Raw genomic sequence first — 23,005 nt, 5'->3', positions numbered from 1 at the left:
GTTCCGGTTCGGAGCGGATCTTTCCGCGGGGTTGGTGCGGGGGGTGCGGGAGGGGTGCGTACGGCGCGGATCGCACGGGGGGAGCACGCGCCGGGGCGCTCCCGGATTCCGCGCGCCGCAAGGATCTTGCGGCAGGCCGTGTTCTCCCGCCGGCCGCGTCGTTGATACGTACGGGGGACGGCTGAGCCGTGTCCGGCGGCAGGCATAGTGACCCGTCGGCCGGGCCCGGCGACCTGCCGACAGCGAACCAGGCCCGGTGTGCGACGGAAGCGGCCCGACGGGGCGCGGCCGGCGCGCGGCGGGCCCGCCCGCAGTTCAACAGAAGAGTTCAGCAGCAGGAGGACCGAACCGCCGTGGCCTTGACCCAGCCCCTGCCGATGGCACCCCCTCCCGCCCACGAGGGCATCCTGCGGCGGCAGTCGCTCCGCGAGTCCGCCGCCCGTACGTACGCGCGCTCGCTCCCCATCGTCCCAGTGCGCGCCCGCGGGCTGACCATCGAGGGCGCCGACGGCCGCCGCTACCTGGACTGCCTCTCCGGGGCGGGCACCCTCGCGCTCGGCCACAACCACCCCGTCGTCCTCGAAGCGATCCGCTCCGTCCTGGACTCCGGCGCCCCGCTGCACGTCCTGGACCTGGCCACTCCGGTCAAGGACGCCTTCGTCACCGAACTGTTCGCCACCCTCCCCGCCGAACTGGCCGAGCACGGCCGCGTCCAGTTCTGCGGACCGGCCGGCACGGACGCCGTCGAAGCAGCCTTCAAGCTGGTACGGACCGCGACCGGCCGGGACGGACTCGCGGCCTTCACCGGCGCGTACCACGGCATGACGGCGGGGGCGCTCGCGGCATCCGGGGGCGCGCGCGACACCTCCGTGACCCGCCTCCCGTATCCGTACGCCTACCGCTGCCCCTTCGGTACGGGTGACGAACGCGGCGCCGAACTGGCCGCGCGCTGGACGGCGAACGTGCTGGACGACGAGAAGAGCGGGGTCGCCAGACCGGCCGGGATGATCCTGGAACCGGTCCAGGGCGAGGGCGGGGTGATCCCCGCGCCCGACAGCTGGCTGCGCCGGATGCGCGAACTGACGGCCGCGCGCGACATCCCGCTCATCGTGGACGAGGTGCAGACCGGCGTCGGCCGCACCGGCGCGTTCTGGGCCGTCGAACACAGCGGCGTGGTGCCCGACGTCCTCGTCCTGTCCAAGGCGATCGGCGGCAGCCTGCCGCTCGCCGTCATCGTCTACCGCGAGGAGCTGGACGCCTGGCCGCCCGGCGCGCACGCCGGCACCTTCCGCGGCAACCAGCTCGCGATGGCGGCCGGCGCGGCCACCCTCGCGTACGTCCGGGAGAACGGCCTGGCGCGGCGCGCCGGTGAGCTGGGCGCCCGGATGATTTCCCGGCTGGGCGGGCTCGCCGCCGAGCACGGCTGCGTCGGTGACGTACGGGGCCGCGGCCTGATGCTCGGCCTGGAACTGGTCGAACCGGACGCCGCCCCGGACGAGGCAGGGGCCCGCCCGGCCGCTCCCGCACTGGCCGCGGCCGTCCAGCAGGCGTGCCTCGACCGCGGCCTGATCGTCGAACTGGGCGGCCGCCACGGTTCGGTGGTCCGGCTGCTGCCCCCGCTCACCATCACCGACGAACAGGCGGACGCGGTCCTCGACCGCCTCGCCGACGCACTGGCGGCCGCGACACGTCCTGGGGCGGTGGGTGCGGTCGCCGGAGTGAGTGCGGGTGCCGGGCCGGGTGGGGGCGAGGGGGCTGGTGTGGCGTCCGGGCAGGACGATGCGGTATCGCGGCAGGCGTCATCCCTTGAGGTGACGCCATGAACGGGGACCGGTGTCGTTTTGGACGTACGGGGGCCGTACGCCTCTACTCCGCCACACCGTTCGGCCGACTCCGTGGGCTCTGCGGACCCGCGGGTCCGTATCGGCCCGGTGGGCCTTTCGGGCGCGCTGCCCACACCGCTCCTTACGGGGGCCCGCCCTTCGGGGCCCCCGCCTTTCGGGGGCGTACTCATGCTTGCTGCTGTATGCCCGAATGCCGCCTCACACCCGCTTCCCGTCCCCTCCACGCCCAGACCGCGTCGACCGCGCCGACCCTGCGAGGCACACCCCGATGAACGAACGCCCCGGCCCCGACGGGACTCCGGCCGACGAGCGACGTCAGCCCCGTGAACCCCTGGCCCGGCTGCGGGAACCCGCCGTGCCGCGCCAGAACCGGCGCACCGGTGTCCACGACACCGGCGGCGGCGAAAACGGTGAGCACGGCGGCCACACCGGTTGTGCCGTACGGCTCGGGCATCACGAGCGGCACGGGCACGAGGACTGCCACGGAATGGCGGCGACCCGGGTCGTCACGGTGTACGCGGACGGCGAGGCCGAGGCCGAGATCGAGATCGAGGACCCGGCCGTGGACACCGCGGACCAGGACGCCGGTGGCCAGGGGGCCGGCCAGGAAGAGCATGGAGGGCATGAAGAGGGCGAAGGGGCTGTGCAGGACCCGGATGCCGACCAGGCGCAGTGCCCCGAACAGGTGCCTGCGCAGGCCCGCGCGCAGGCTCCCGAGCGCGCCCCCGCGCAGGACGGGCTGGAGCACCGGGACCCGGCCGTCGCCGCCGACGCCGCCGGTGCCGAGAGCCTGCTCCGCTGCTGGATCCGCGAGAGCGGCACACCCCGCCCGGCCGGTGACCGGCTCCGCATCCCCCTCGACGCCAGCGCGATCGCCCTGCACATCCCCGTCCTGTACTGGTCGGACACCGGCTGGCACCGTCTCGGCGCACCCGGACTGGAAGGCGCTCCGGCAGACGCCGCGCCCCTGGACGCGGTGACCCTCGCCGCCCTGCTGCGCCGCGAGGCCGTACACGCTGGTACGAGCGGTGGGGGCACGGGCGGTGAGGGTACGAGCGGCGGTGGTACGAGCGCCGGAGGCGCGGACGGTGCCACCGCGCTCCCCGCCCCGCGCCCGAGCGCCCCCGGCCACCCCTCCGGCCCGCCGGACAGCGAGAGCGCCGACCTCGTCGGCCGCGTCGCCGACTCCGTACGGCACACCGCCGTGTTCCTGGCCGGCCGGCGCGCCGCCCCGGCCGACGACCCCGACGGTTCGCGTTTCCTCGCCGCCGAACAGGCCCTGCTCTTCGGCCACCCCATGCACCCCACCCCCAAGAGCCGGGAGGGCCTGACCGACGCCGAGACGCGCGCCTACTCCCCGGAGCTGCGCGGTGCGTTCCGCCTCCACTGGACGGCCGTCCACCCGGACGTGTTCACCGCCGACTCGGCGTGGACCGAGCGCGGCCGGACCGTCCCCGCCGGACAACTGGCCGCCCGCCTCGCCGAGGGAGCGCCCCCGGCGCCGGCCGGCACCCTGCCGCTGCCGATGCACCCGTGGCAGGCCCACCAGCTCGGCCACCGCCCGGACATCGCCGAACTGTACGAGACGGGCCGCCTCCACGACCTGGGCCCCGGCGGCCCCGACTGGCACCCCACCTCCTCCGTACGCACCGTCTTCCGCCCCGGCTGCGATGCCATGCTCAAGCTCTCCCTGGGCCTGCGCATCACCAACTCCCGTCGCGACAACCTCCGTAAGGAACTGGTACGCGGCGTGGAGGTGCACCGGCTGCTCCGCACCGGCCTGTCCGCACAGTGGCGGGCGGCCTTCCCCGGCCCCACGGGCTTCGACATCGTCCGCGACCCCGCCTGGTTCGGCGTCACCGGAACCGACGGCGAACCGGTGCACGGGCTGGACGTGGTCCTCCGGCACAACCCCTTCACCGACTCCGACGACGCCGTCTGCATCGCCGCCCTCACCTCGCCCCGCCCCTGGCCCGGCCACACCGGGCTGCGCTCCCGCCTCGCCGACGTCATCGGCAGACTCACCGCCCGCACCGGACGGCCCGCGGGCGCCGTCGCCACCGAGTGGTTCCTGCGCTACCTCGAAGCGGTGGTACGGCCCGTCCTCTGGCTCGACGGCACCACGGGCATCGCCCTCGAAGCCCACCAGCAGAACACCCTCGTCCTGCTGGACCAGGACGGCTGGCCCGCCGGCGGCCGCTACCGCGACAACCAGGGCTACTACTTCCGCGAGTCCCGCCGTACGGAACTGGAACGGCGGCTGCCCGGCATCGGCGCCACCAGCGACACCTTCGTCACCGACGAGGTCACCGACGAGCGATTCGCCTACTACCTCGGCATCAACAACGTCCTCGGCCTCATCGGCGCCTTCGGATCCCAGCGCCTGGCCGGCGAGAACGTACTGCTCGCGGCCTTCCGGCGGTTCCTCACCGACGCTGCCAACGGCCCCGCGGAGCACCGCTCACCGCTTCCCGGGCGGCTCCTGGAAGCCCGCACGCTGCGCTGCAAGGCCAACCTGCTGACCCGGCTGCGCGGCCTCGACGAACTCGTCGGCCCCGTCGACACCCAATCCGTCTACGTCACCATCCCCAACCCCCTCCACCCCTGACACCACCTCTGCCCACCCCTGACTCCGCCACTGTCACCCCAGAACCGGCGCCGACACCGGGCCAGACCTCGGCGCCGCACCTGCACCTGACACCTGCACCCGACACCTGCACCCGACCCCTGAGCCCCACACCTGAGCCCCACACCTGAGCCCCACACCTGAACCCCACACCCCGGCCCTCACCCCCGACTCCCTGCCCACCCGCCCCGTGACCTCGTGAGGAGGCCCGGAAAGGAGAGAGCGCCATCGTGCCCCCCACCGAATCCGGCATCGATCCAGGTTCCGAAGAGACCTTCGACCACCCCCTCGAAGGTTCTCCGGACGACGCGCTCGACGACACCCTCGACCTGCACCTGCCACCCGACGTCACCGCGCTGTTCAGCGCGGCACCCTTCTCCGCCGACCCGGCCGACGGCCCGAGCGGCGGAGTCCTGCTCGACCACATCGCCGAATGGGGCCCGGCAGCGACCGTCGCCGGGCCGTTCCAGCTCGTACCGGTACGTATCGAACGTGACCTGCCGCTGATCTCCACCTGGATGAACGACCCGGCGGTCGCGGCGTTCTGGGAACTGGCCGGCCCCCAGGAGACCACCGCCGCCCACCTCCGCGCCCAACTCGACGGCGACGGTCGCAGCGTGCCCTGCCTCGGCGTGCTGAGCGGTGTCCCCATGAGCTACTGGGAGGTCTACCGCGCCGACCTGGACCCGGTCGCCCGCTACTACCCGGTCCGGCCGCACGACACCGGCCTGCACCTGCTGATCGGGGGAGTGGCCGACCGCGGCCGCGGCATCGGGACCGCGCTGCTGCGCGCCGCCGCCGACCTCGTCCTGGACCACCGCCCGCAGTGCGCCCGCGTCATCGCCGAACCCGACCTGCGCAACGTGCCCTCCGTCGCCGCCTTCCTCGGCGCCGGGTTCCGCTACGCCGACGAGATCGCCCTGCCCGCCAAACGCGCGGCCCTCATGGTCCGCGACCGCGCCCACCGCCATCTCCTGTGACCACCCCCACCCCCCACACCGCCCGCCGACGTCCCCCCGCCGGCAACCCCCACCTGCCCTCCCCCCACGACACCCCCACCACCCACGCGCTCCTCCCACCCCCCACAACACCTTCTGACCCACCCATCCCACGTCCCGCCACAACCCCACCGCTTGCCACAGCCCCACGTCCTGCCACAGCCCCACCTGCGCGGCATCGCTGTCACACCTTGCGCCACTGTCCCACCTTGCACCGCTGTCCCGCCCTGCTCGACCGTCACACCCAGCTCAAGCAGCACCTCCTACTCGGCCGTCACGTCCTGCCCGGCCAACACGCCCCGCTCGGCCGACGCGCCTTGCTCGGCCAGCACGTTCGGCTCGCCCATCCCACCTTGCTCGCCCGCCACACCCTGCTTGGCCGTCACGTCCCGCTCGGCCATCACCTCCCACTCGGCCGTCACGCCCCGTTCGGCAGCCCGGTCGCGCCCGGCAGCCCGCTCGCACCCGGCCTGCCGGCCCCACCCGACCGACCGGTCGTACCCAGCCTGCCGGCCCCGCCCGACCAGTCGGCCCCGCCCAGCCTGCCTGCTCCGTTCGGCAGGCTCACTCGGAGCCGAACGCCCGCCTTGTCCGGCCTACCTGCCTGGCCCCGCCGACCGGTCCCACCCGGCATGCCGGTTCAGTCTCACCTGCCGGCCCCTCCCGGCCCGCCCGCCCAATCTCACCTGCCGGTGCCATCCGGCCCGCCGGCCTCCACAGACCCACCCACCAACCCCGGCGCACCTACACCTCCGACTCCACCCACCCCTTCCCTCCCACTCGCCTCCTTCGGCCCTCACACTCCCTTCCGCCCCTACAACCCCTCCGGTTCGCCCGACCGCACCTTTCGCGTTGCCCACCCCCTCCGCACTGTCCGCGTCTCCACGCCTGGCCCCTTCTCTCCGCGCACTGTCCGTGTCGCTCAGGTCTCGTCCCCAGGAGCCCCGCCTTGCGTCCTTCCTCCGAACCTCTCCATAACCCGCCTTCCGACGCCGGCGGGCCCGGCTGCGACAGCCCAGGCTCCCGCAGCCGTGGCGCCGACAGCCCTGCCGACAGCCCTCCAGGCCCTGACCACCCCCGCCGCTTCGGCGTGAGCGACCCGGATTCCGGCACCCCGGACCCTGTCACCCCCAGCGCCGGTGCCCCGCCCGCATCGGGCCACGTCTTCCCCGGTCCCGGCTCCGACCCCGGCACCGGCTCCGACCCTGCCGCTCCCGCCGCTCCCGGCGTCCCCGGACCCGCTGACACTGCCGGCCCCTCTGGCCCCCACGCTCCCTCTGGCCCCCACACTCCCTCTGGCCCCTCTGCTCCCTCCGAACCCGCCGCCGCTCCCGGAGCCGAGCCTTCCGATGGCGGGGCAGACAGCCACCGCGCGTGGCAGAGAGCCGCTCGCCGGCTGCTCGCCAAGACGCTGGCGGAGTTCGCGTACGAGGGAGTCATCACCCCCGAACCCGACCCCCACACCGCCTCCGTCCCAGGCCCCCGCGACGGTCACGGATCCACCCCGGGCACCGGCCCAGCCCCCGGACCTGGCGCCCCCACCTCAGCCCCCACCCCCACTGCCACCCCCACCCCCACTGCCACCCCCACCCCCACTGCCACCCTCACCCCCACCCAACCGACCCCACCAGCCCCACCGGCCACCCCAAGCGCCCTCCACCCCCACCCCACCGGCGCCCCCCACCCCACCGACGACCTTCGCCCCACCGGCGAATGCCGCTCCACCGACGACTCCCGCCCCTACCGCCTGCCTCTGACCGAGGACGTCACCTATCGCTTCCGGGCGCATCGTGGCGCGTACGGACACTGGCGTGTCGATCCTGACTCCATCACCCCCACAGGCGACCCCCTGCACTTCCTCTTCCACGCCCATGACACCGTCCTGGGCCTGTCCGGTGACACCACCGGTCACCTCATCCGTGAGCTGACCGCCACCCTCGCCGCCGACACCCGCCTGGACGCCACGGCCCTCAGCGCGGCGGATCTCGCCGACCTGGACTACGCCGCCCTGGAAGGCCACCAGACCGGTCATCCCTGGCTCGTCGCCAACAAGGGGCGGCTGGGTTTCTCGGCGGCCGACGCCGCCGCCTGGTCACCCGAGGCCCGCACCCCGCAGTGCCTGCCCTGGATCGCCGCGCACCGTCGGCTGGCCGTCTACCGGGGCGTCCCGGCCCTGGCCACTCCCGATCGTCTCTACGCCGATGAACTCACCCCCGACATCCGTGCCGCTTTCGCCCGCACCCTCTCCTCGCAGGGCCTCGACCCCGCCGACTACCTCTACCTCCCCGTCCATCCCTGGCAGTGGGACGAGACCGTCGCGCCCCTCTTCGCCCCCCAACTCGCCGACAAATCCATCGTCCCACTCCCCACTGACAACGACCTGCGACTGCCCCAGCAGTCCATCCGCACCTTCCTCAACACCAGCCGTCCCAGGGCCCGTACGGTCAAGCTCCCGCTCTCCGTCCTGAACACCCTGGTCTGGCGCGGCCTGCCGACCGAACGCACCATCGCCGCCCCCGCCGTCACCGCCTGGGTTCACGGCCTGCGCGACGCCGACCCGTACCTGCGGGACGAGACCCGGGTGATCCTGCTCGGCGAAACCGCATCGGTCACCGTCGAACACCCCCTGTACGACCGGCTGCCCGGCGTCCCGTACCAGTACAAGGAACTGCTGGGCTGTATCTGGCGCGAGCCGATCAGCCGCTACCTCGATCCGGGGGAGCGGGCCCGTACGCTGGCGGCGCTCCTGCAGACCGACCCGCACGGGCGTGCTTTAACAGCCGAGCTGGTGCGCCGCTCCGGCCTGGCGCCCCGCGTCTGGCTGCGCCACCTCTTCGCCGCCCTGCTGCCGCCCCTGCTGCACTTCCTCTACCAGTACGGCACGGTCTTCTCCCCGCACGGCGAGAACGCCATCGTCGTCTTCGACGAGCAGGACGTCCCCACCCGCCTCGCGGTCAAGGACTTCGTCGACGACGTCAACACCAGCGCCGAGCCGCTGCCGGAGCACGCCACGATGCCCGCCGACGTCCGGGCGGTGCTGCTCACCGAACCGCCGGACTTCCTCACCCAGTTCATCCATTCCGGTCTCTTCGTCGGGGTCTTCCGCTACCTCGCCCCGCTGTGCGAGCAGCAACTCGCGGTCCCGGAGGCCGAGTTCTGGTCCCTCGTACGGGCGGAGATCCTGCGCCATCAGGGACGCTTCCCGCACCTGAAGAAACGCCACGAGACCTTCGACCTGCTCACCCCCCGCATCGCCCGGCTGTGCCTGAACCGCAACCGGCTCCACCTCGACGGATACCGTGACCGCGCGCAGCGCCCGCACGCCGCCGTCCACGGCACCGTGCCGAACCCCCTGCACCACCCGTGACCGAGCAGATTGTCAGTGGGCCCGCGTAGGGTGGCAGCGCTATGACGAAGCCCCCCCTCCCCGATCTGCTGCACGCCGCCGTCACCGCTGTCGGCGGCACCGAGCGCCCCGGCCAGATCGCCATGGCCGAAGCCGTCGCCGAAGCGGTCGACGACGGTTCCCACCTGCTCGTACAGGCCGGCACCGGCACCGGAAAGTCCCTCGGCTATCTGGTGCCGGCGCTGGCCCACGGCGACCGTGTGGTGGTCGCCACGGCCACGCTCGCGCTCCAGCGCCAGCTGGTCGAGCGCGACCTGCCGCGCACGGTCGACGCCCTGCATCCGCAGCTGCGTCGCCGTCCGCAGTTCGCGATGCTCAAGGGCCGCTCCAACTATGTCTGCCTGCACCGTCTGCACGAGGGCGTCCCGCAGGAAGAGGACGAGGGCCTCTTCGACCCCTTCGAGAACGCGACGCCCACCAGCAAGCTGGGCAAGGACTTGCTGCGGCTGCGCGACTGGGCGGACGAGACCGAGACCGGGGACCGCGACGATCTCACCCCGGGGGTCTCCGACCGCGCCTGGGGGCAGGTCTCGGTCTCCTCGCGGGAGTGCCTGGGCGCCTCGAAGTGCGCGTACGGCGCGGAGTGCTTCGCCGAGGCGGCCCGCGAGCGCGCCAAGCTCGCCGACGTGATCGTCACGAACCACGCCCTGCTGGCCATCGACGCCATCGAGGGCGCCCCGGTGCTGCCCCAGCACGACGTACTGATCGTCGACGAGGCACACGAGCTGGTCTCCCGGGTCACCGGCGTGGCCACCGGGGAGCTCACGCCCGGGCAGGTCAACCGGGCCGTGAAGCGCGCCGCCAAGCTGGTCAACGAGAAGGCCGCCGACCAGCTCCAGACCGCCTCGGAGACCTTCGAGCGGCTGATGGAGCTGGCCCTGCCGGGCCGTCTGGAGGAGGTCCCCGAGGACCTCGGTTACTGTCTGATGGCGCTGCGTGACGCGGCCCGTACGGTGATCTCGGCGCTCGGCACGACCCGCGACAAGTCCGTCCAGGACGAGGACGCCGTGCGCAAGCAGGCCCTGGCCTCTGTGGAGAACGTGCACGCGGTCGCCGAGCGCATCGCCAACGGCTCCGAGTACGACGTCGTCTGGTACGAGCGCCACGACCGCTTCGGCGCCTCGTTGCGCGTCGCGCCCCTGTCGGTCTCCGGTCTGCTGCGCGAGAAGCTCTTCGCGGACCGTTCTGTTGTGCTTACGTCAGCCACGCTCAAGCTGGGCGGGGACTTCAACGGGGTCGGCGCCTCGCTCGGCCTCGCTCCGGAGGGCACGGAGGGTGAGGACGTCCCGCAGTGGAAGGGCCTGGACGTCGGCTCGCCGTTCGACTACGGCAAGCAGGGCATCCTGTACGTCGCCAAGCACCTGGCCCAGCCGGGCCGGGAGGGCAGCCGTACGGACATGCTCGACGAGCTGGCCGAACTGATCGAGGCCGCCGGCGGCCGTACGCTGGGCCTGTTCTCCTCCATGCGCGGGGCCCAGGCCGCCGCCGAGAATCTGCGCGGACGGCTGGACGTGCCGATCCTCCTCCAGGGCGAGGAGACCCTCGGCGAGCTGATCCGCACTTTCGCCGCGGACGCCCGTACGTGCTTGTTCGGCACCCTGTCCCTGTGGCAGGGCGTCGACGTGCCGGGCCCGAACTGCCAGCTCGTGGTCATGGACCGGGTGCCCTTCCCGCGCCCCGACGACCCCCTGATGAGCGCCCGGCAGAAGGCTGTGGAGGAAGCCGGCGGCAATGGCTTCATGGCGGTCGCGGCGACCCACGCCGCCCTCCTGATGGCCCAGGGAGCGGGCCGCCTGGTACGCGCCACGGGCGACCGCGGCGTCGTCGCCGTCCTGGACCCCCGGGTCGAGCGCGCCCGCTACGGCTCGTTCCTGCGCCGCTCCATGCCGGAGTTCTGGTACACGACCGACCGTAACCAGGTGCGCCGTTCCCTGGCCGCCATCGACGCCGCAGCCAAGGCCTCAGAGGACGCGTAAGCCCCCTCGGGCGCTCGACAGGCCGTGCCCGCACCACACGGGGCACACCGCGCCTGGACACGGCTCCCAGGCCCCACCCCGCACCATTGCTGGGCCCCCGCACCACCACTACGCGAGAGCGGCGCCGGCTCGGGCGCATAACAGAACCCCGGGACCGGCGCAGTGGTCCCGGGGCTCCGTCGAGGGGTGGGTCAGACCCGCCGCAGCACCGCCACCACCTTGCCGAGGATGGTGGCCTCGTCGCCGGGAATGGGCTGGTACGCGGAGTTGTGCGGGAGCAGCCAGACATGGCCGTCCTCGCGCTTGAAGCGCTTGACCGTGGCCTCGCCGTCCAGCATGGCCGCGACGATGTCACCGTTCTCCGCGACGGGCTGGCGGCGCACCGTGACCCAGTCGCCGTCGCAGATCGCGGCCTCGACCATCGAGTCACCGACGACCTTCAGGACGAACAGTTCGCCGTCGCCGACCAACTGCCGGGGCAGCGGGAAGACGTCCTCGACCGATTCCTCGGCGAGGATGGGACCGCCGGCGGCGATCCGGCCGACGAGCGGGACGTAGGACGCGGCGGGCTTGCCCGTCGTGTCGGTGGGCGTGCTGCTCGGCTGGTCGGAGCCGCGGACCTCGTACGCCCGGGGGCGGTGCGGGTCGCGGCGCAGGAAACCCTTGCGCTCCAGAGCCATGAGCTGGTGGGCGACGGACGAGGTGCTGGACAGCCCGACCGCCTGGCCGATCTCGCGCATGGACGGCGGGTAGCCGCGGCGCTGGACGGAATCCCGGATGACCTCGATGACCCGGCGCTGGCGGTCGGTGAGTCCCGAACTGTCGGCGCGGATGCCTGGAGGACGGCCGGGCAGTGAGCGGGCTGGCTTCTGCCCCTCGGGGGTCATTGCGTCGTCCATCGGCGGTTTCCGGGTCGGATCGAATCGGCTCTGGGAGTGGCTCTGGGCGGTGATGGTGGCGCTGTCTGCGGTGGTGGTCACGTCGGCCCCTCTCGGAATGTGCTCCCTAGTTAGCCAACGGTAGTTGCTTTCGAAAGGTTGCGCCAAACACACGTTCGAGTGAAAATTTCCGGATTAGCTGACCTGATCACGGGCTTGGGTGTATAGCCGAAAGGCAATTCGGGTCATTGCGGTACTCTTCGCCCCGAGCTGATGGCCGGGCGTGCGCGCCGTCCCGTTGGGTACGGCCCGGGCGCCGCGACGGGCCGATTCTGTCATCCCCGCCCCGCCGGAGCCGCCCCCGGGTCCCGTCCCGTACGCTCGTCGGCGGTCCTGTGAGTGGCCGCCGACGGCCCGCCCCGCCACGACACGCTGGGAACGCGGATGACCTCCCGACACCACATGTAGTGCTTTGATGACTACAACCGCCTACAAGTTGTGGTGCCGGTGTCCTCCGGGGCTCTGGGTATCGCCTATGCTTGGGGCTGCTCCGGGGGTCCGTGAGGGCGGCCCGGGGCTCATCAGCCGTACGCCGGGATAGTGGGCGTGCGACCGCAATTTTCGAGGGTGAGGAGGGTGAATTCATGCATTGCCCCTTCTGCAGGCACCCCGACAGCCGGGTGGTCGACAGCCGCACCACCGATGACGGCACTTCGATCCGCCGGCGCCGCCAGTGCCCGGACTGCTCCCGCCGCTTCACGACCATTGAGACGGCGTCCCTGATGGTGATCAAGCGGAGCGGGGTCACCGAGCCCTTCAGCCGTAACAAGGTGATCGCCGGCGTGCGCAAGGCGTGCCAGGGCCGGCCGGTCACCGAGGACGCCCTCGCCAAGCTGGGGCAGCGGGTCGAGGAGGCAGTGCGCGCCACCGGCAGCGCCGAGCTGTCCACCCACGACGTCGGGCTGGCCATACTGGGCCCGCTGCAGGAACTCGACCTCGTCGCGTACCTGCGTTTCGCGAGCGTGTACCGCGCCTTCGACTCGCTGGAAGATTTCGAGGCGGCCATCGCCGAGCTGCGGGAGCAGAGCGAGCAGGGCCCGCCCGCGCGGGAGTGCGGGTGCGAAGGGGGCGCCGGACACCCGGCGGTCCCAGTGCCCGCCACCGCTGCCGACTGAGATCGGCACACCACAGACCTGACCAGGGCAAATGCAGGCGCCCTGGTGCCAGACAGACACACACCGTGCCACGGAACAAGTGCGCACATATGGGCGTTTGCCCGTACAGGGAGGCGGAATGACAGAGACGACGAGCGGCCCGGCACGAGGCTCCCGCGCCAAGGGCAGCAAGGCGAGCAAGGGTCTGCGTATCGAGCGCATCCACACCACTCCCGGCGTGCATCCGTACGACGAGGTGGCGTGGGAGCGCCGTGACGTCGTCATGACCAACTGGCGCGACGGCTCGATCAACTTCGAGCAGCGTGGCGTCGAGTTCCCCGAGTTCTGGTCGGTGAACGCGGTCAACATCGTCACGAGCAAGTACTTCCGCGGCGCGGTGGGCTCCGACACCCGGGAATCGAGCCTCAAGCAGCTCATCGACCGGGTCGTCAAGACGTACACGAAGGCCGGCGAGGAGAACGGCTACTTCGCCTCCCCGGCGGACGCCGAGATCTTCGAGCACGAGCTGGCGTACGCCCTGCTCCACCAGGTCTTCAGCTTCAACTCTCCGGTGTGGTTCAACGTCGGCACGAAGCAGCCGCAGCAGGTCAGCGCGTGCTTCATCCTCTCCGTCGACGACTCGATGGACTCGATCCTGGACTGGTACAAGGAAGAGGGGATGATCTTCAAGGGCGGCTCCGGCGCCGGCCTGAACCTCTCCCGCATCCGCTCCTCCAAGGAGCTCCTGTCCTCCGGCGGCAACGCCTCCGGTCCGGTCTCCTTCATGCGCGGCGCCGACGCGTCCGCCGGAACGATCAAGTCGGGCGGCGCCACCCGCCGCGCCGCCAAGATGGTCGTCCTGGACGTGGACCACCCGGACGTCGAGGCCTTCATCGACACCAAGGTGAAGGAGGAGGAGAAGGTCCGCGCCCTGCGTGACGCGGGCTTCGACATGGACCTGGGCGGCGACGACATCACGTCCGTCCAGTACCAGAACGCCAACAACTCCGTCCGCGTGAACGACGAGTTCATGAAGGCCGTCGAGACCGGCTCGAAGTTCGGCCTGCGCGGCCGGATGAACGGCGAGGTCATCGAGGAGATCGACGCCAAGGGCCTGTTCCGCAAGATGGCGGAGGCCGCCTGGGCGTGCGCCGACCCCGGCATCCAGTACGACGACACGATCAACCACTGGCACACCTCGCCGGAGTCGGGCCGGATCACCGCCTCGAACCCGTGCAGCGAGTACATGCACCTGGACAACTCCTCGTGCAACCTGGCCTCGCTGAACCTGATGAAGTTCCTGCGCGACGACGACAAGGGCAACCAGTCGTTCGACGCCGAGCGCTTCGCCAAGGTCGTCGAGCTGGTCATCACCGCGATGGACATCTCCATCTGCTTCGCGGACTTCCCCACCGAGAAGATCGGTGAGACCACCCGCGCCTTCCGCCAGCTGGGCATCGGCTACGCCAACCTCGGCGCCCTGCTGATGGCCACCGGCCACGCGTACGACTCGGACGGCGGCCGCGCCCTGGCCGGTGCCATCACCTCGCTGATGACCGGCACCTCCTACAAGCGCTCCGCCGAGCTGGCCGCGATCGTCGGCCCGTACGACGGTTACGCCCGCAACGCCGACGCCCACAAGCGCGTCATGAAGCAGCACTCGGACGCCAACGGCGCCGCCAAGCGCATGGACGACCTGGACACCCCGGTCTGGGCCGCGGCCACCGAGGCGTGGCAGGACGTCGTCCGCCTCGGCGACAAGAACGGCTTCCGCAACGCGCAGGCCTCCGTGCTGGCCCCGACCGGCACCATCGGCCTGATGATGGACTGCGACACCACGGGCGTCGAGCCGGACCTGGCCCTGGTCAAGTTCAAGAAGCTGGTCGGCGGCGGCTCCATGCAGATCGTGAACAACACGGTCCCCAAGGCGCTCAAGCGGCTCGGCTACCAGCCGGAGCAGGTCGAGGCGATCGTCGCCCACATCGCCGACAACGGCAACGTGATCGATGCCCCCGGCCTGGACCCCGCCCACTACGAGGTCTTCGACTGCGCCATGGGCGAGCGCTCCATCTCGGCCATGGGCCACGTACGGATGATGGCGGCGGCCCAGCCGTTCCTGTCCGGCGCGATCTCCAAGACCGTCAACCTCCCCGAGTCGGCCACCGTCGAAGAGGTCGAGGAGGTCTACTTCGAGGGCTGGAAGCTCGGCCTGAAGGCCCTGGCGATCTACCGCGACAACTGCAAGGTCGGCCAGCCGCTCTCCGCCAAGAAGAAGGAGGAGGAGAAGAAGGCCGAGGAGAAGCCGGCCGAGAAGGTCGTCGAGTACCGTCCGGTCCGCAAGCGCCTGCCCAAGGGCCGTCCCGGCATCACCACCTCCTTCACGGTCGGCGGCGCCGAGGGTTACATGACCGCCAATTCCTACCCGGACGACGGTCTGGGCGAGGTCTTCCTGAAGATGTCCAAGCAGGGCTCGACCCTCGCGGGCATGATGGACGCCTTCTCCATCGCCGTCTCGGTGGGCCTCCAGTACGGCGTGCCGCTGGAGACGTACGTCTCGAAGTTCACCAACATGCGCTTCGAGCCGGCCGGCATGACGGACGACCCGGACGTGCGGATGGCGCAGTCGATCGTCGACTACATCTTCCGCCGCCTCGCGTTGGACTTCCTGCCCTTCGAGACCCGCTCCGCACTCGGCATCCACTCCGTCGAGGAGCGCCAGCGCCACCTGGAGACCGGTTCGTACGAGCCGGTCGACGAGGAGGAGCTGGACGTCGACAGCCTGGCCCAGTCGACGCTGAGCCGTCTGGAGTCGGCGGCGTCCTCGGCGGCCGAGGCCGTAGAGGAGACCGCTGCCCCGGCCCCCAAGCAGGCGCACACCAACGCCGAACTGGTGGAGATGCAGCTCGGCATCAACGCCGACGCTCCGCTGTGCTTCTCCTGTGGCACGAAGATGCAGCGCGCGGGCAGCTGCTACCTGTGCGAGGGCTGCGGCTCGACCAGCGGGTGCAGCTGATCCGACACCTTCGGGTGATTGATTGACCAGGGTGGGGAGCCGGAATTCCGGTTCCCCACCCTGCGTTCGTGTGCGGGGCCCGTCGGCCCGGCGCATGAGGGGGCGCAGCGAAGACGGTGCCTGTTTCGCCGCGTCAGTATGTGATGGTGCTCAGTCGCCCATGATGGTGACGAAGGTTTCCGGGTCGGCGTCGAAGCCCCGTACGGACGGGCGGAACCGCCATTCGCCGGATTCATCCCGGTCGAATTCCGCTATGACCGCCGCGGTGGCACCGGCGACACCGGAGAAATCATCCACCGCCAGTTCGTCGTATCCCTCGTTGACGCGGACCGCGGTGTTGCTGATGTCCCCGAACGTCTTTCGCCCGCCGTGCTGCTGAATGGCCACTCCGACGACCACGCGCGCGTAGGTGTCCGCCAGCCGGTTCAGTTCCAGCACCATGGCCTCGTCGGTGCCGAGGCCCAGGCCGGTGCGGCTGTCGCGGCTGAGGATGATGGTGCCGTCGGGCGACCGGCTGTCGAAGTGCACGAGGTAGGCGGGCGTGCCGCGCGGGTCGTCCTTCGTGTAGGTCGCGGCGATGAGGTCCAGGTCATGGGCCGGAGTGCCCGCGGGGTTCGGGTCCCACTTGAGGGTCGCTTCGACTTTGCCGATCCCTTTGTTGAGGCTGCTCACAGAGATCCCTTCCGGTGTTGCAACTCCCGGGCTGTGCAAGGCGTTTCACCAATGGTGTCACGCTCCGCAAGCCCTGCCCCGGCGGTCGGGGCGACGCCGTCCGGTCGGCAGGACTGGTACGCGTACTGCTACTCCGACGTATTGAGTAAGGCTGAAGTTCCACCAGTACTCCGTTCGGGGTAGGCGCGTTGGGGCGTACGACGGTTGGTGTCCTGGTCAGGGCGGTCCTGCGGTCGTGCCGCGATGTCGGCGTCGTGGGCGACGAGTTGACGCCTGGCCGGAGGGCGCGGGCCGGGTCGGGAGTCGGGGCTCTGGGCTGGATCCACGGGCCGGTCAGGCGGCCGAAATGCCCCAGAGGCGTGCCAAGTGGCTGTCCAGGGCATCGAGTGCCACATCCGGAGTGAGATGGCCGATCAGGACGTGGGTGGTCAGGCCGTCGGTGAGGGCGAGCAGGGTGCGCGCCTCCCGCTCCGCGTCGGGTGCCGCGGTGGCTTCGGAGATGAGGCGGGTGAACAACCCGTGCAGCTCGGCGTAGTTGCCGCGCAGAATCTCGGCGAGCGCGGGACTGACCGCGGCCTGCGCGACGAAAGCGAGCCAGACGCGGGCCTCGGCCCGGTGCTCGGGGCGCAGCAGGGAGATTTCGGTGGTGGCGTGCCCGAGTGCCGTACGGGCCGACTGGGCGGGGGACTCGGTGAGCCGTGCGGACACCCGTGCGGAGACCCGTGCGCCGATGTGGCCGAGCGCGAAGACCAGCATTTCCTCCTTGGTGCGGAAACAGCGCTGGACCGCCCCCATGGACACGTCGGCGCGCGCCGCCACGTCCCGCAGGGTGACGCCCTCCAGTCCGTGTTCGTCGGCGAGCCGGCAGACGGCCTCGGCGATCTGCCGGCGGCGGCTCTCGTGGTCCACCTGCTTGGGCATGCGGTGCTCCCGATATGGCGATGCGTGCGTATCGATGACAAGGGTACGATGTGATGCACCTGCATCGGAACGTGTGTGGGCAGGTCCGTGCCGTTCAGTGCCCCTTGTGGGGCCTTCAGGAGCGAAGGAGAGCGAAGTGGGAGCGGAGCAAGCGCTGTGGGAGCTGTCGGCCGGGGCCCAGGCGGCCGCCGTACGGAGTGGTGAGGTGTCCGCCGCCGAGGTGGTCGAGAGCCACCTGGCGCGGATCGCCGAGGTCAATCCGGCCGTCAACGCCGTCACGCAGCTTCTGGCGGACCGGGCGCGCTCGGACGCGGCCGCGGTGGACCGGCGACTGGCCGCGGGGGAGGACCCGGGGCCGCTCGCCGGGGTGCCCTTCACCGTCAAGGAGACCACCGCCATCGAGGGGGTGCCGACGACGTACGGCGCGGAACGCTTCCGCCACCACGTCGCGCACTCCGATGCGCCCCCGGTGGCACGGCTGCGCGCCGCGGGGGCCGTACCGATCGGACACAGCAACATGCCCACGCTCATCCTCGCGGGCATCCACACCCGCAGCGAGTTGTACGGGGACACCGTCAACCCCTGGTCGCCGGGTGTGACGCCGGGCGGGACCAGTGGGGGTGACGGTGCCGCGGTGGCCAGCGGCATGGCCGCGATCGGGCTCGGCAACGACTCCGGCGGATCGGTGCGGATTCCGGCCTCCTTCTGCGGCGTGGCGGGTCTGAAGCCCACGTACGGGCGATTCCCCGCCGATCACCGCGTCGGCGCGGAGGACCCGGCGCTGGCCACGCAGGTGCTGGTGGTCGACGGGCCGTTGGCCCGTACGGTCGGTGATCTGCGGCTGGCCTACGAAGCGCTCGCGGGCACGGACCCGCGCGACCCGAGGGCCGTGCCGGTGCCCCTGTACGGTGCGCGGATCCCACGACCGGTGCGGGTCGCGATGGTCACCGACCCGGGTGGCCAGGGCATGCACCCCTCGGTGCGCAAGGCCGTCGAGGACGCGGCGGACGCGTTGCGTGACGCCGGCTACGAGGTGTGCGAGGTCCCCGACGTGCCGCGGCTGGACGAGGCGCTGGAGGTGTACGGGCGTATGACACTGGCTGAATTCGCCCCTACCTGGCCCGTGGTGCGCACCCTTCTGGGTGAGGAGGGCCATCGCTATATCGAGATGTCGATGGCGGCACGGGAGGGCGTACCGATGGACGTGCCGGAGTACCTGCGCCTGACGGGTGCGCGGCTCGGGCTCCAGAGGGCGTGGGCCGAATTTCTGGACACCTACCCGCTGTTGCTGGGGCCCGTCTTCACCGAGCCGCCCTTCGAACCGGGACTGGAGGTGCGTGACCAGGAGGCGCATGCGCGCGTCCAGCGGGCGATGCGCCTGTGTACGGCCACGAGCTTCGTGGGTGTACCGGCGGTGGCCGTGCCGACCGGGGTGACGGCGGGCCTGCCGTACGGCGTGCAGCTCATCGGCCGTGCCTACCGGGAAGACTTGTGCCTGGAGGCGGCCGAGGCCGTGGAGCGGAGGCTCGGAGTGATCACTCCCATCAACCCGCGATCGTAGGGGAGTTCGGTGTGGTGGGAGCGTGACACGCGGTGATGCCGGACCCCGTCGGGCCGTACGATGGCGCGGTGCTGGTCAAGTGGATTAGATGCACGGTCGTGGACCGCCGGGGGTTCGAGAGAGGGCAGCGGAAATGGGCGGGGCTGCTCGGCGAACCGGGCTTCCGTGGGCAGGGCGGCGGGTGGAGCCGGACGCGGCCGTCGGTCGCGCATCTGGTCGCCTTCTGGGAGAGCAGGGCGTTCTACGACTCCTTCATGGCGCGCTCGCACGACCGGCTGGCGGCGTCCCAGGTGGGTACGTTCAAGGACTCCCGGGTGCGGCTGTTCGAGTATGAACTCGACGTGAAGGTCGGATTCCGGCCCGTCTTCGCGGACGCCGACGTGCTGCGCATAGCCCACTGCCAGGTGCGCGCCGACCGGGTCGAACACTTCATGCTGATGCAGGAGAAGGTGTGGAATCCGGCCATGGCCGGCTCCCCGGGGATGCTGCGCGGGCTCATGGGCCGCGCTCCGGGGGAGGAGTTCCTGATCCTGTCCATGTGGGAGTCGGCTGCCGAGCGGGGGAAGTACCGGCCGGAGCGGGTGGAGCGGCTCGGCCTCCGCGCGCAGACGGAGGCCGATGTGCGGGCCGTGACGGGCGATGTGACCGATCTTGAACCGTCGTGGACGGTGTGACGGGCGGGGCTCCCTCCGGTGGCCTCCTCCCCGCGGCCCCCTCTCCGGCGGCGCGGGCTCCGGTTCGAGGCTACGGGGCCGTATCGGCCTGTTCCGGCCCGGTGGCGCCGGTGCGTGACCCGGGCGCCCCGGCCTTCGGTGGGGTGAAGACGCCGGCCCGCGCGGCTGCCACGGCCGCTGCGGCGGCTTGGTCGGCGGTGTGTTCGTCGACCGGTTCGCGCGTGATGAAGAGCCGGAGGAAGAGCGGTGCGCACGCGGCGCGCGAGATGGCTCCGGCGTCGATGCCGTGCTCCCCGGCGGCCGGGAGTTCGCCGCGTTCGACCGCGCGCCGCACCAAGGGCTCGCAGCGCCTGAACCGCTCGACGTAGTAAGCGTTCAGCGCGTCGGCGGCCCGGCGTGACTGGAAGGCGGCCGCGATGATCGCGGAGCCGGAAGCTCCTGTGGCCGGGTCGGTGAACGACTCCACCACCTCGCGGGCGAGCGCGCGCAGGTCACCCTCCAGGGAGCCGGTGTCCGGCGGTGCCCAGCTGTCTTCACCGGCCAGGTCGAGGGCGTCGGCCAGCAGCCCTTCGAGGCTGCCCCAGCGACGGTAGAGCGTCGTTTTGTGCACGCCGGAATGGTCCGCGATGTACTCGACGGTCAGCCCGGGGTAGCCGTGTTCGGCCAGGCCGGTCAGCGCGGCGTCGCGGACGGCGGCGCGGGTGCGGGCGGTGCGTCCGCCCGGTCGGCGGGTGCCGGGGCTCGGGGCCGGGGTCTCCGGATCGTCAGTCAACTGCAACTCCTGTTGCATTAGATCGGCGGTGTGTGTCATCATCGTCGTAACGCAACAAGGGTAGCGTTTGAGTTCGGGGGTGCCGTGCCGCACCGTCGAGTCGGGGGGGCGCATGACCACTCAGATCTCACTTCACGACGTGTCCAAGACCTACGGTGACCGGCTCTTGCTGGACGGTGTCTCACTGTCGGTGCGCCCCGGCGACCGGACCGGCATCGTGGGGGAGAACGGCGCGGGCAAGTCGACCCTGCTCCGCATCGTGGCGGGCCTGGAGCAGCCGGACGAGGGCCGGGCCGTGCTGGCCGCCGACGGCGGTGCGGGATATCTCGGCCAGGCCCCCGACCTGCCGGACGACTGCACGGTCGACCAGGCGGTGGACGCGGCGCTGGCGGAGCTGCGCGAAATGGAAAGCCGGCTGCGCGCGCTGGAAGCGCGCCTCGGCGCCGGAAGACCGGAGGACATGGAGGAGTACGGCCGACTGCTCGGCATCTTCGAGCTGCGCGGTGGTTACGAGGCCGACGCGCGGGTCGACAAGGCGCTCTACGGCCTGGGGCTCGGTCAGGTGGAGCGGGACCGGCCATTCGGCAGCCTTTCGGGCGGCGAGCAGGCCCGGCTGGGCATCGCCTGCCTGATCGCTGCGTCACCCGAGGTGATGCTGCTGGACGAACCGACCAACCACCTCGACGCGGACGCACTGGACTGGTTGGAGGGCGCGCTCGCGGCCCACCGCGGCACGGTCGTCGCGGTCTCGCACGACCGTCTGTTCCTGCAGCGCGTGGCCGGCTCGATCGTCGAGGTGGACGCCGACCGCCGGACCGTCGTCCGGTACGGCGGCGGATACGGCACCTTCATCGCCGCCAAGGCCGCGGCCCGCCGCCGCTGGGAGCAGGAGTACGAACAGTGGTGTGCCGAGACCGCGCGACTGACGGAGTTCGCCGCGGGCGGCGCTCGCGATGTCGCCCAGGGCCGGGCGATCAAGGACAACAACAAAATGGCGTACGACCGGGCCGGTGGCCGGGTCCAGTCGTCGGTGGCGGGACGGGTGCGCAATGCCCGGGAGCGGCTCCGGCGGCTGCGTGCGGCCCCGATACCCCGGCCGCCGGAGCCCCTCCGCTTCCGCGCCGGACCGGTGACCGGCGATACCGAGGGCGCGCTCGTCGAACTGGACGGCGTGCGAGTGGGGGCGCGGCTGACCGTGGACTCGCTGACCGTCGCCGCGGGGGAGCGGCTGCTGGTCCACGGAGCCAACGGGGCGGGGAAGAGCACGCTGCTGCGGGTGCTGGCGGGCGTGCAGCAGCCCGACGCGGGCACGGTCGCACGGCGGGGCCGCATCGGGTACCTGGCCCAGGAGATACCGGTGTCCCGGCCGCGGGAACGGCTGCTGTCGGCCTTCGGCCACGGCCTCTCCGGGGATGCGGAAGAGCTCGCCGAACTGCTGCTGTCGTTCGGTCTGTTCCGGGAGGACGATCTGGAGGTGCCGGTGGGGTCCCTCTCGGCGGGGCAGCGGCGTCGGCTGGCGCTGGCCCGTCTGCTGGCCCGTCCCGCCGACCTCCTGCTTCTGGACGAGCCCACCAACCATCTGGCGCTCGGCCTCGTGGAGGAGCTGGACGCGGCGCTCGCCGCCTGGTCGGGGGCCCTGGTCGTCGTCTCGCACGACCGGCTGCTCGCCCGCCGGTTCGGCGGGCGCCGGTGCGAGATACGGGCCGGGCGGCCGGTGAGCGTCGACCGGTGACCGAAGAAGGGGAGAGGATGAGCGGACAGTGACGGGACGTCTGTATCGGAGGGTGCGGGGTACCGGGGCATGAGGCATGTACAGAGCAACCGTTTTAGGGTGGCGGCATGGCACGGCCCCGACGCATCGTCCTCATCCGCCACGGAGAATCGGAGGGGAACACCGACGACACGGTCTACGAACGGGAGCCCGACCACGCGCTGAGCCTGACGAAGGACGGGCTGCGGCAGGCCGAGAAGGCGGGCGGTTCGCTCCGTGCGATGTTCGGCGACGAGGGGATCTCCGCGTATGTGTCGCCGTACCGCCGCACGCACCAGACCTTCCAGACGCTCGGCCTCGACATGGACCGGGTCCGGGTCCGTGAGGAGCCCCGGCTGCGCGAGCAGGACTGGGGGAACTGGCAGGACCGGGAGGACGTACGCCTGCAGAAGGTCTACCGCGACGCCTACGGGCACTTCTTCTACCGCTTCGCGCAGGGCGAGTCCGGTGCCGATGTGTACGACCGCGTCGGCGCGTTCCTGGAGAGCCTGTGGCGCAGCTTCGAGAGCCCGGACCACCCGCCCAACGTCCTGATCGTCACGCATGGCCTGACCATGCGGCTCTTCTGCATGCGATGGTTCCACTGGTCCGTCGCGGAGTTCGAGTGCCTGTCGAACCCGGGGAACGCGGAGTGGCGCTCGCTGCTCCTCGGCCCGGACGGCCGGTACGCCCTGGACCGGCCGTTCGAGCGCTGGTGTGAACCGGAGTCGTACGGCATCACCGGTTAGAGTGCACACCG

At 71.5% G+C, this 23,005-nt stretch carries 16 protein-coding genes; 11 read left to right on the top strand and 5 right to left on the bottom strand.

The annotated features are described in order from the left end of the window. Positions 1–353: 353 nt before the first annotated feature. The 3 genes from ACZ53K_RS27050 to ACZ53K_RS27040 all read left to right on the top strand — a co-directional run bounded on the left by ACZ53K_RS27050 (position 354) and on the right by ACZ53K_RS27040 (position 5,450). Entirely contained in the window at positions 354–1,823 is a 1,470-nt protein-coding gene (locus ACZ53K_RS27050) for a diaminobutyrate--2-oxoglutarate transaminase family protein (RefSeq protein ID WP_468841312.1), read from the top strand. Positions 1,824–2,112: 289 nt separating this feature from the next. Further along, positions 2,113–4,452, top strand: coding sequence for an IucA/IucC family protein (locus tag ACZ53K_RS27045; RefSeq protein WP_468841310.1), 2,340 nt, complete (start codon positions 2,113–2,115; stop codon positions 4,450–4,452). A 248-nt stretch (positions 4,453–4,700) separates the two neighbouring features. After that, positions 4,701–5,450 (top strand): GNAT family N-acetyltransferase, encoded by a 750-nt coding sequence (locus ACZ53K_RS27040; RefSeq protein ID WP_468841308.1) that lies wholly within the window; start codon positions 4,701–4,703, stop codon positions 5,448–5,450. Between the two features lie 281 nt (positions 5,451–5,731). Here ACZ53K_RS27040 and ACZ53K_RS27035 read toward each other — a convergent pair whose 3' ends face one another. After that, positions 5,732–5,890, bottom strand: a complete 159-nt coding sequence (locus tag ACZ53K_RS27035) for a hypothetical protein (protein ID WP_468841306.1) — start codon at positions 5,888–5,890, stop codon at positions 5,732–5,734. Between the two features lie 974 nt (positions 5,891–6,864). Here ACZ53K_RS27035 and ACZ53K_RS27030 point away from each other — a divergent pair. Next, positions 6,865–8,835 (top strand): IucA/IucC family protein, encoded by a 1,971-nt coding sequence (locus tag ACZ53K_RS27030; RefSeq protein ID WP_468841404.1) that lies wholly within the window; start codon positions 6,865–6,867, stop codon positions 8,833–8,835. Between the two features lie 41 nt (positions 8,836–8,876). Beyond that, positions 8,877–10,850: an ATP-dependent DNA helicase gene (locus ACZ53K_RS27025; RefSeq protein ID WP_468841304.1), complete on the top strand. Its 1,974-nt coding sequence runs from the start codon at positions 8,877–8,879 to the stop codon at positions 10,848–10,850. A 191-nt stretch (positions 10,851–11,041) separates the two neighbouring features. On the opposite strand, the gene lexA is transcribed toward ACZ53K_RS27025, so the two are convergent. Next, positions 11,042–11,830: a transcriptional repressor LexA gene (lexA, locus tag ACZ53K_RS27020; protein ID WP_468841302.1), complete on the bottom strand. Its 789-nt coding sequence runs from the start codon at positions 11,828–11,830 to the stop codon at positions 11,042–11,044. A 542-nt stretch (positions 11,831–12,372) separates the two neighbouring features. Here lexA and nrdR point away from each other — a divergent pair. Next, positions 12,373–12,903, top strand: a complete 531-nt coding sequence (nrdR, locus tag ACZ53K_RS27015; RefSeq protein WP_073760361.1) for a transcriptional regulator NrdR — start codon at positions 12,373–12,375, stop codon at positions 12,901–12,903. A 118-nt stretch (positions 12,904–13,021) separates the two neighbouring features. Continuing rightward, positions 13,022–15,895 carry a vitamin B12-dependent ribonucleotide reductase gene (locus ACZ53K_RS27010; RefSeq protein ID WP_468841300.1) on the top strand — a complete coding sequence of 958 codons (2,874 nt, stop codon included), beginning with the start codon at positions 13,022–13,024 and terminating at the stop codon, positions 15,893–15,895. Positions 15,896–16,045: 150 nt separating this feature from the next. On the opposite strand, the gene ACZ53K_RS27005 is transcribed toward ACZ53K_RS27010, so the two are convergent. Continuing rightward, on the bottom strand, positions 16,046–16,567 hold the full coding sequence (locus ACZ53K_RS27005; protein ID WP_468841298.1) for a TerD family protein: 522 nt from the start codon (positions 16,565–16,567) through the stop codon (positions 16,046–16,048). Between the two features lie 333 nt (positions 16,568–16,900). Next, entirely contained in the window at positions 16,901–17,488 is a 588-nt protein-coding gene (locus tag ACZ53K_RS27000) for a TetR/AcrR family transcriptional regulator (RefSeq protein ID WP_468841296.1), read from the bottom strand. A 136-nt stretch (positions 17,489–17,624) separates the two neighbouring features. Here ACZ53K_RS27000 and ACZ53K_RS26995 point away from each other — a divergent pair, with 136 nt between their 5' ends. Together ACZ53K_RS26995 and ACZ53K_RS26990 are read left to right on the top strand one after the other, a co-directional pair. Beyond that, positions 17,625–19,049 carry an amidase gene (locus ACZ53K_RS26995; RefSeq protein WP_468841294.1) on the top strand — a complete coding sequence of 475 codons (1,425 nt, stop codon included), beginning with the start codon at positions 17,625–17,627 and terminating at the stop codon, positions 19,047–19,049. Between the two features lie 68 nt (positions 19,050–19,117). Beyond that, positions 19,118–19,723, top strand: coding sequence for a YdbC family protein (locus ACZ53K_RS26990; RefSeq protein WP_468841292.1), 606 nt, complete (start codon positions 19,118–19,120; stop codon positions 19,721–19,723). Positions 19,724–19,793: 70 nt separating this feature from the next. Here ACZ53K_RS26990 and ACZ53K_RS26985 read toward each other — a convergent pair whose 3' ends face one another. After that, the gene (locus tag ACZ53K_RS26985; protein WP_468841290.1) at positions 19,794–20,495 is read right to left on the bottom strand and encodes a TetR/AcrR family transcriptional regulator; all 702 of its coding nucleotides are present in this window, start codon (positions 20,493–20,495) and stop codon (positions 19,794–19,796) included. Between the two features lie 112 nt (positions 20,496–20,607). Here ACZ53K_RS26985 and abc-f point away from each other — a divergent pair, with 112 nt between their 5' ends. Both abc-f and ACZ53K_RS26975 read left to right on the top strand, forming a co-directional pair. Beyond that, positions 20,608–22,227, top strand: a complete 1,620-nt coding sequence (gene abc-f, locus ACZ53K_RS26980) for a ribosomal protection-like ABC-F family protein (protein ID WP_468841288.1) — start codon at positions 20,608–20,610, stop codon at positions 22,225–22,227. 107 nt (positions 22,228–22,334) lie between these two features. Continuing rightward, positions 22,335–22,994, top strand: a complete 660-nt coding sequence (locus tag ACZ53K_RS26975) for a histidine phosphatase family protein (RefSeq protein ID WP_468841286.1) — start codon at positions 22,335–22,337, stop codon at positions 22,992–22,994. Positions 22,995–23,005: the final 11 nt, after the last annotated feature.

It is taken from the genome of Streptomyces sp. NPDC033221 (assembly GCF_055577005.1).
The sequence above is the reverse complement of the archived record's forward strand: the minus strand, read 5'-3'. Positions and strand labels throughout refer to the sequence as shown.

Bases quoted from the DNA above. Each gene is read 5' to 3' on its own strand.
- ACZ53K_RS27025 (WP_468841304.1), top strand. From the start codon at position 8,877: ATGACGAAGCCCCCCCTCCCCGATCTGCTGCACGCCGCCGTCACCGCT.
- abc-f (WP_468841288.1), top strand. From the start codon at position 20,608: ATGACCACTCAGATCTCACTTCACGACGTGTCCAAGACCTACGGTGAC.
- ACZ53K_RS27000 (WP_468841296.1), bottom strand. From the start codon at position 17,488: ATGCCCAAGCAGGTGGACCACGAGAGCCGCCGCCGGCAGATCGCCGAG.
- ACZ53K_RS27010 (WP_468841300.1), top strand. From the start codon at position 13,022: ATGACAGAGACGACGAGCGGCCCGGCACGAGGCTCCCGCGCCAAGGGC.
- nrdR (WP_073760361.1), top strand. From the start codon at position 12,373: ATGCATTGCCCCTTCTGCAGGCACCCCGACAGCCGGGTGGTCGACAGC.
- ACZ53K_RS27045 (WP_468841310.1), top strand. From the start codon at position 2,113: ATGAACGAACGCCCCGGCCCCGACGGGACTCCGGCCGACGAGCGACGT.
- ACZ53K_RS26975 (WP_468841286.1), top strand. From the start codon at position 22,335: ATGGCACGGCCCCGACGCATCGTCCTCATCCGCCACGGAGAATCGGAG.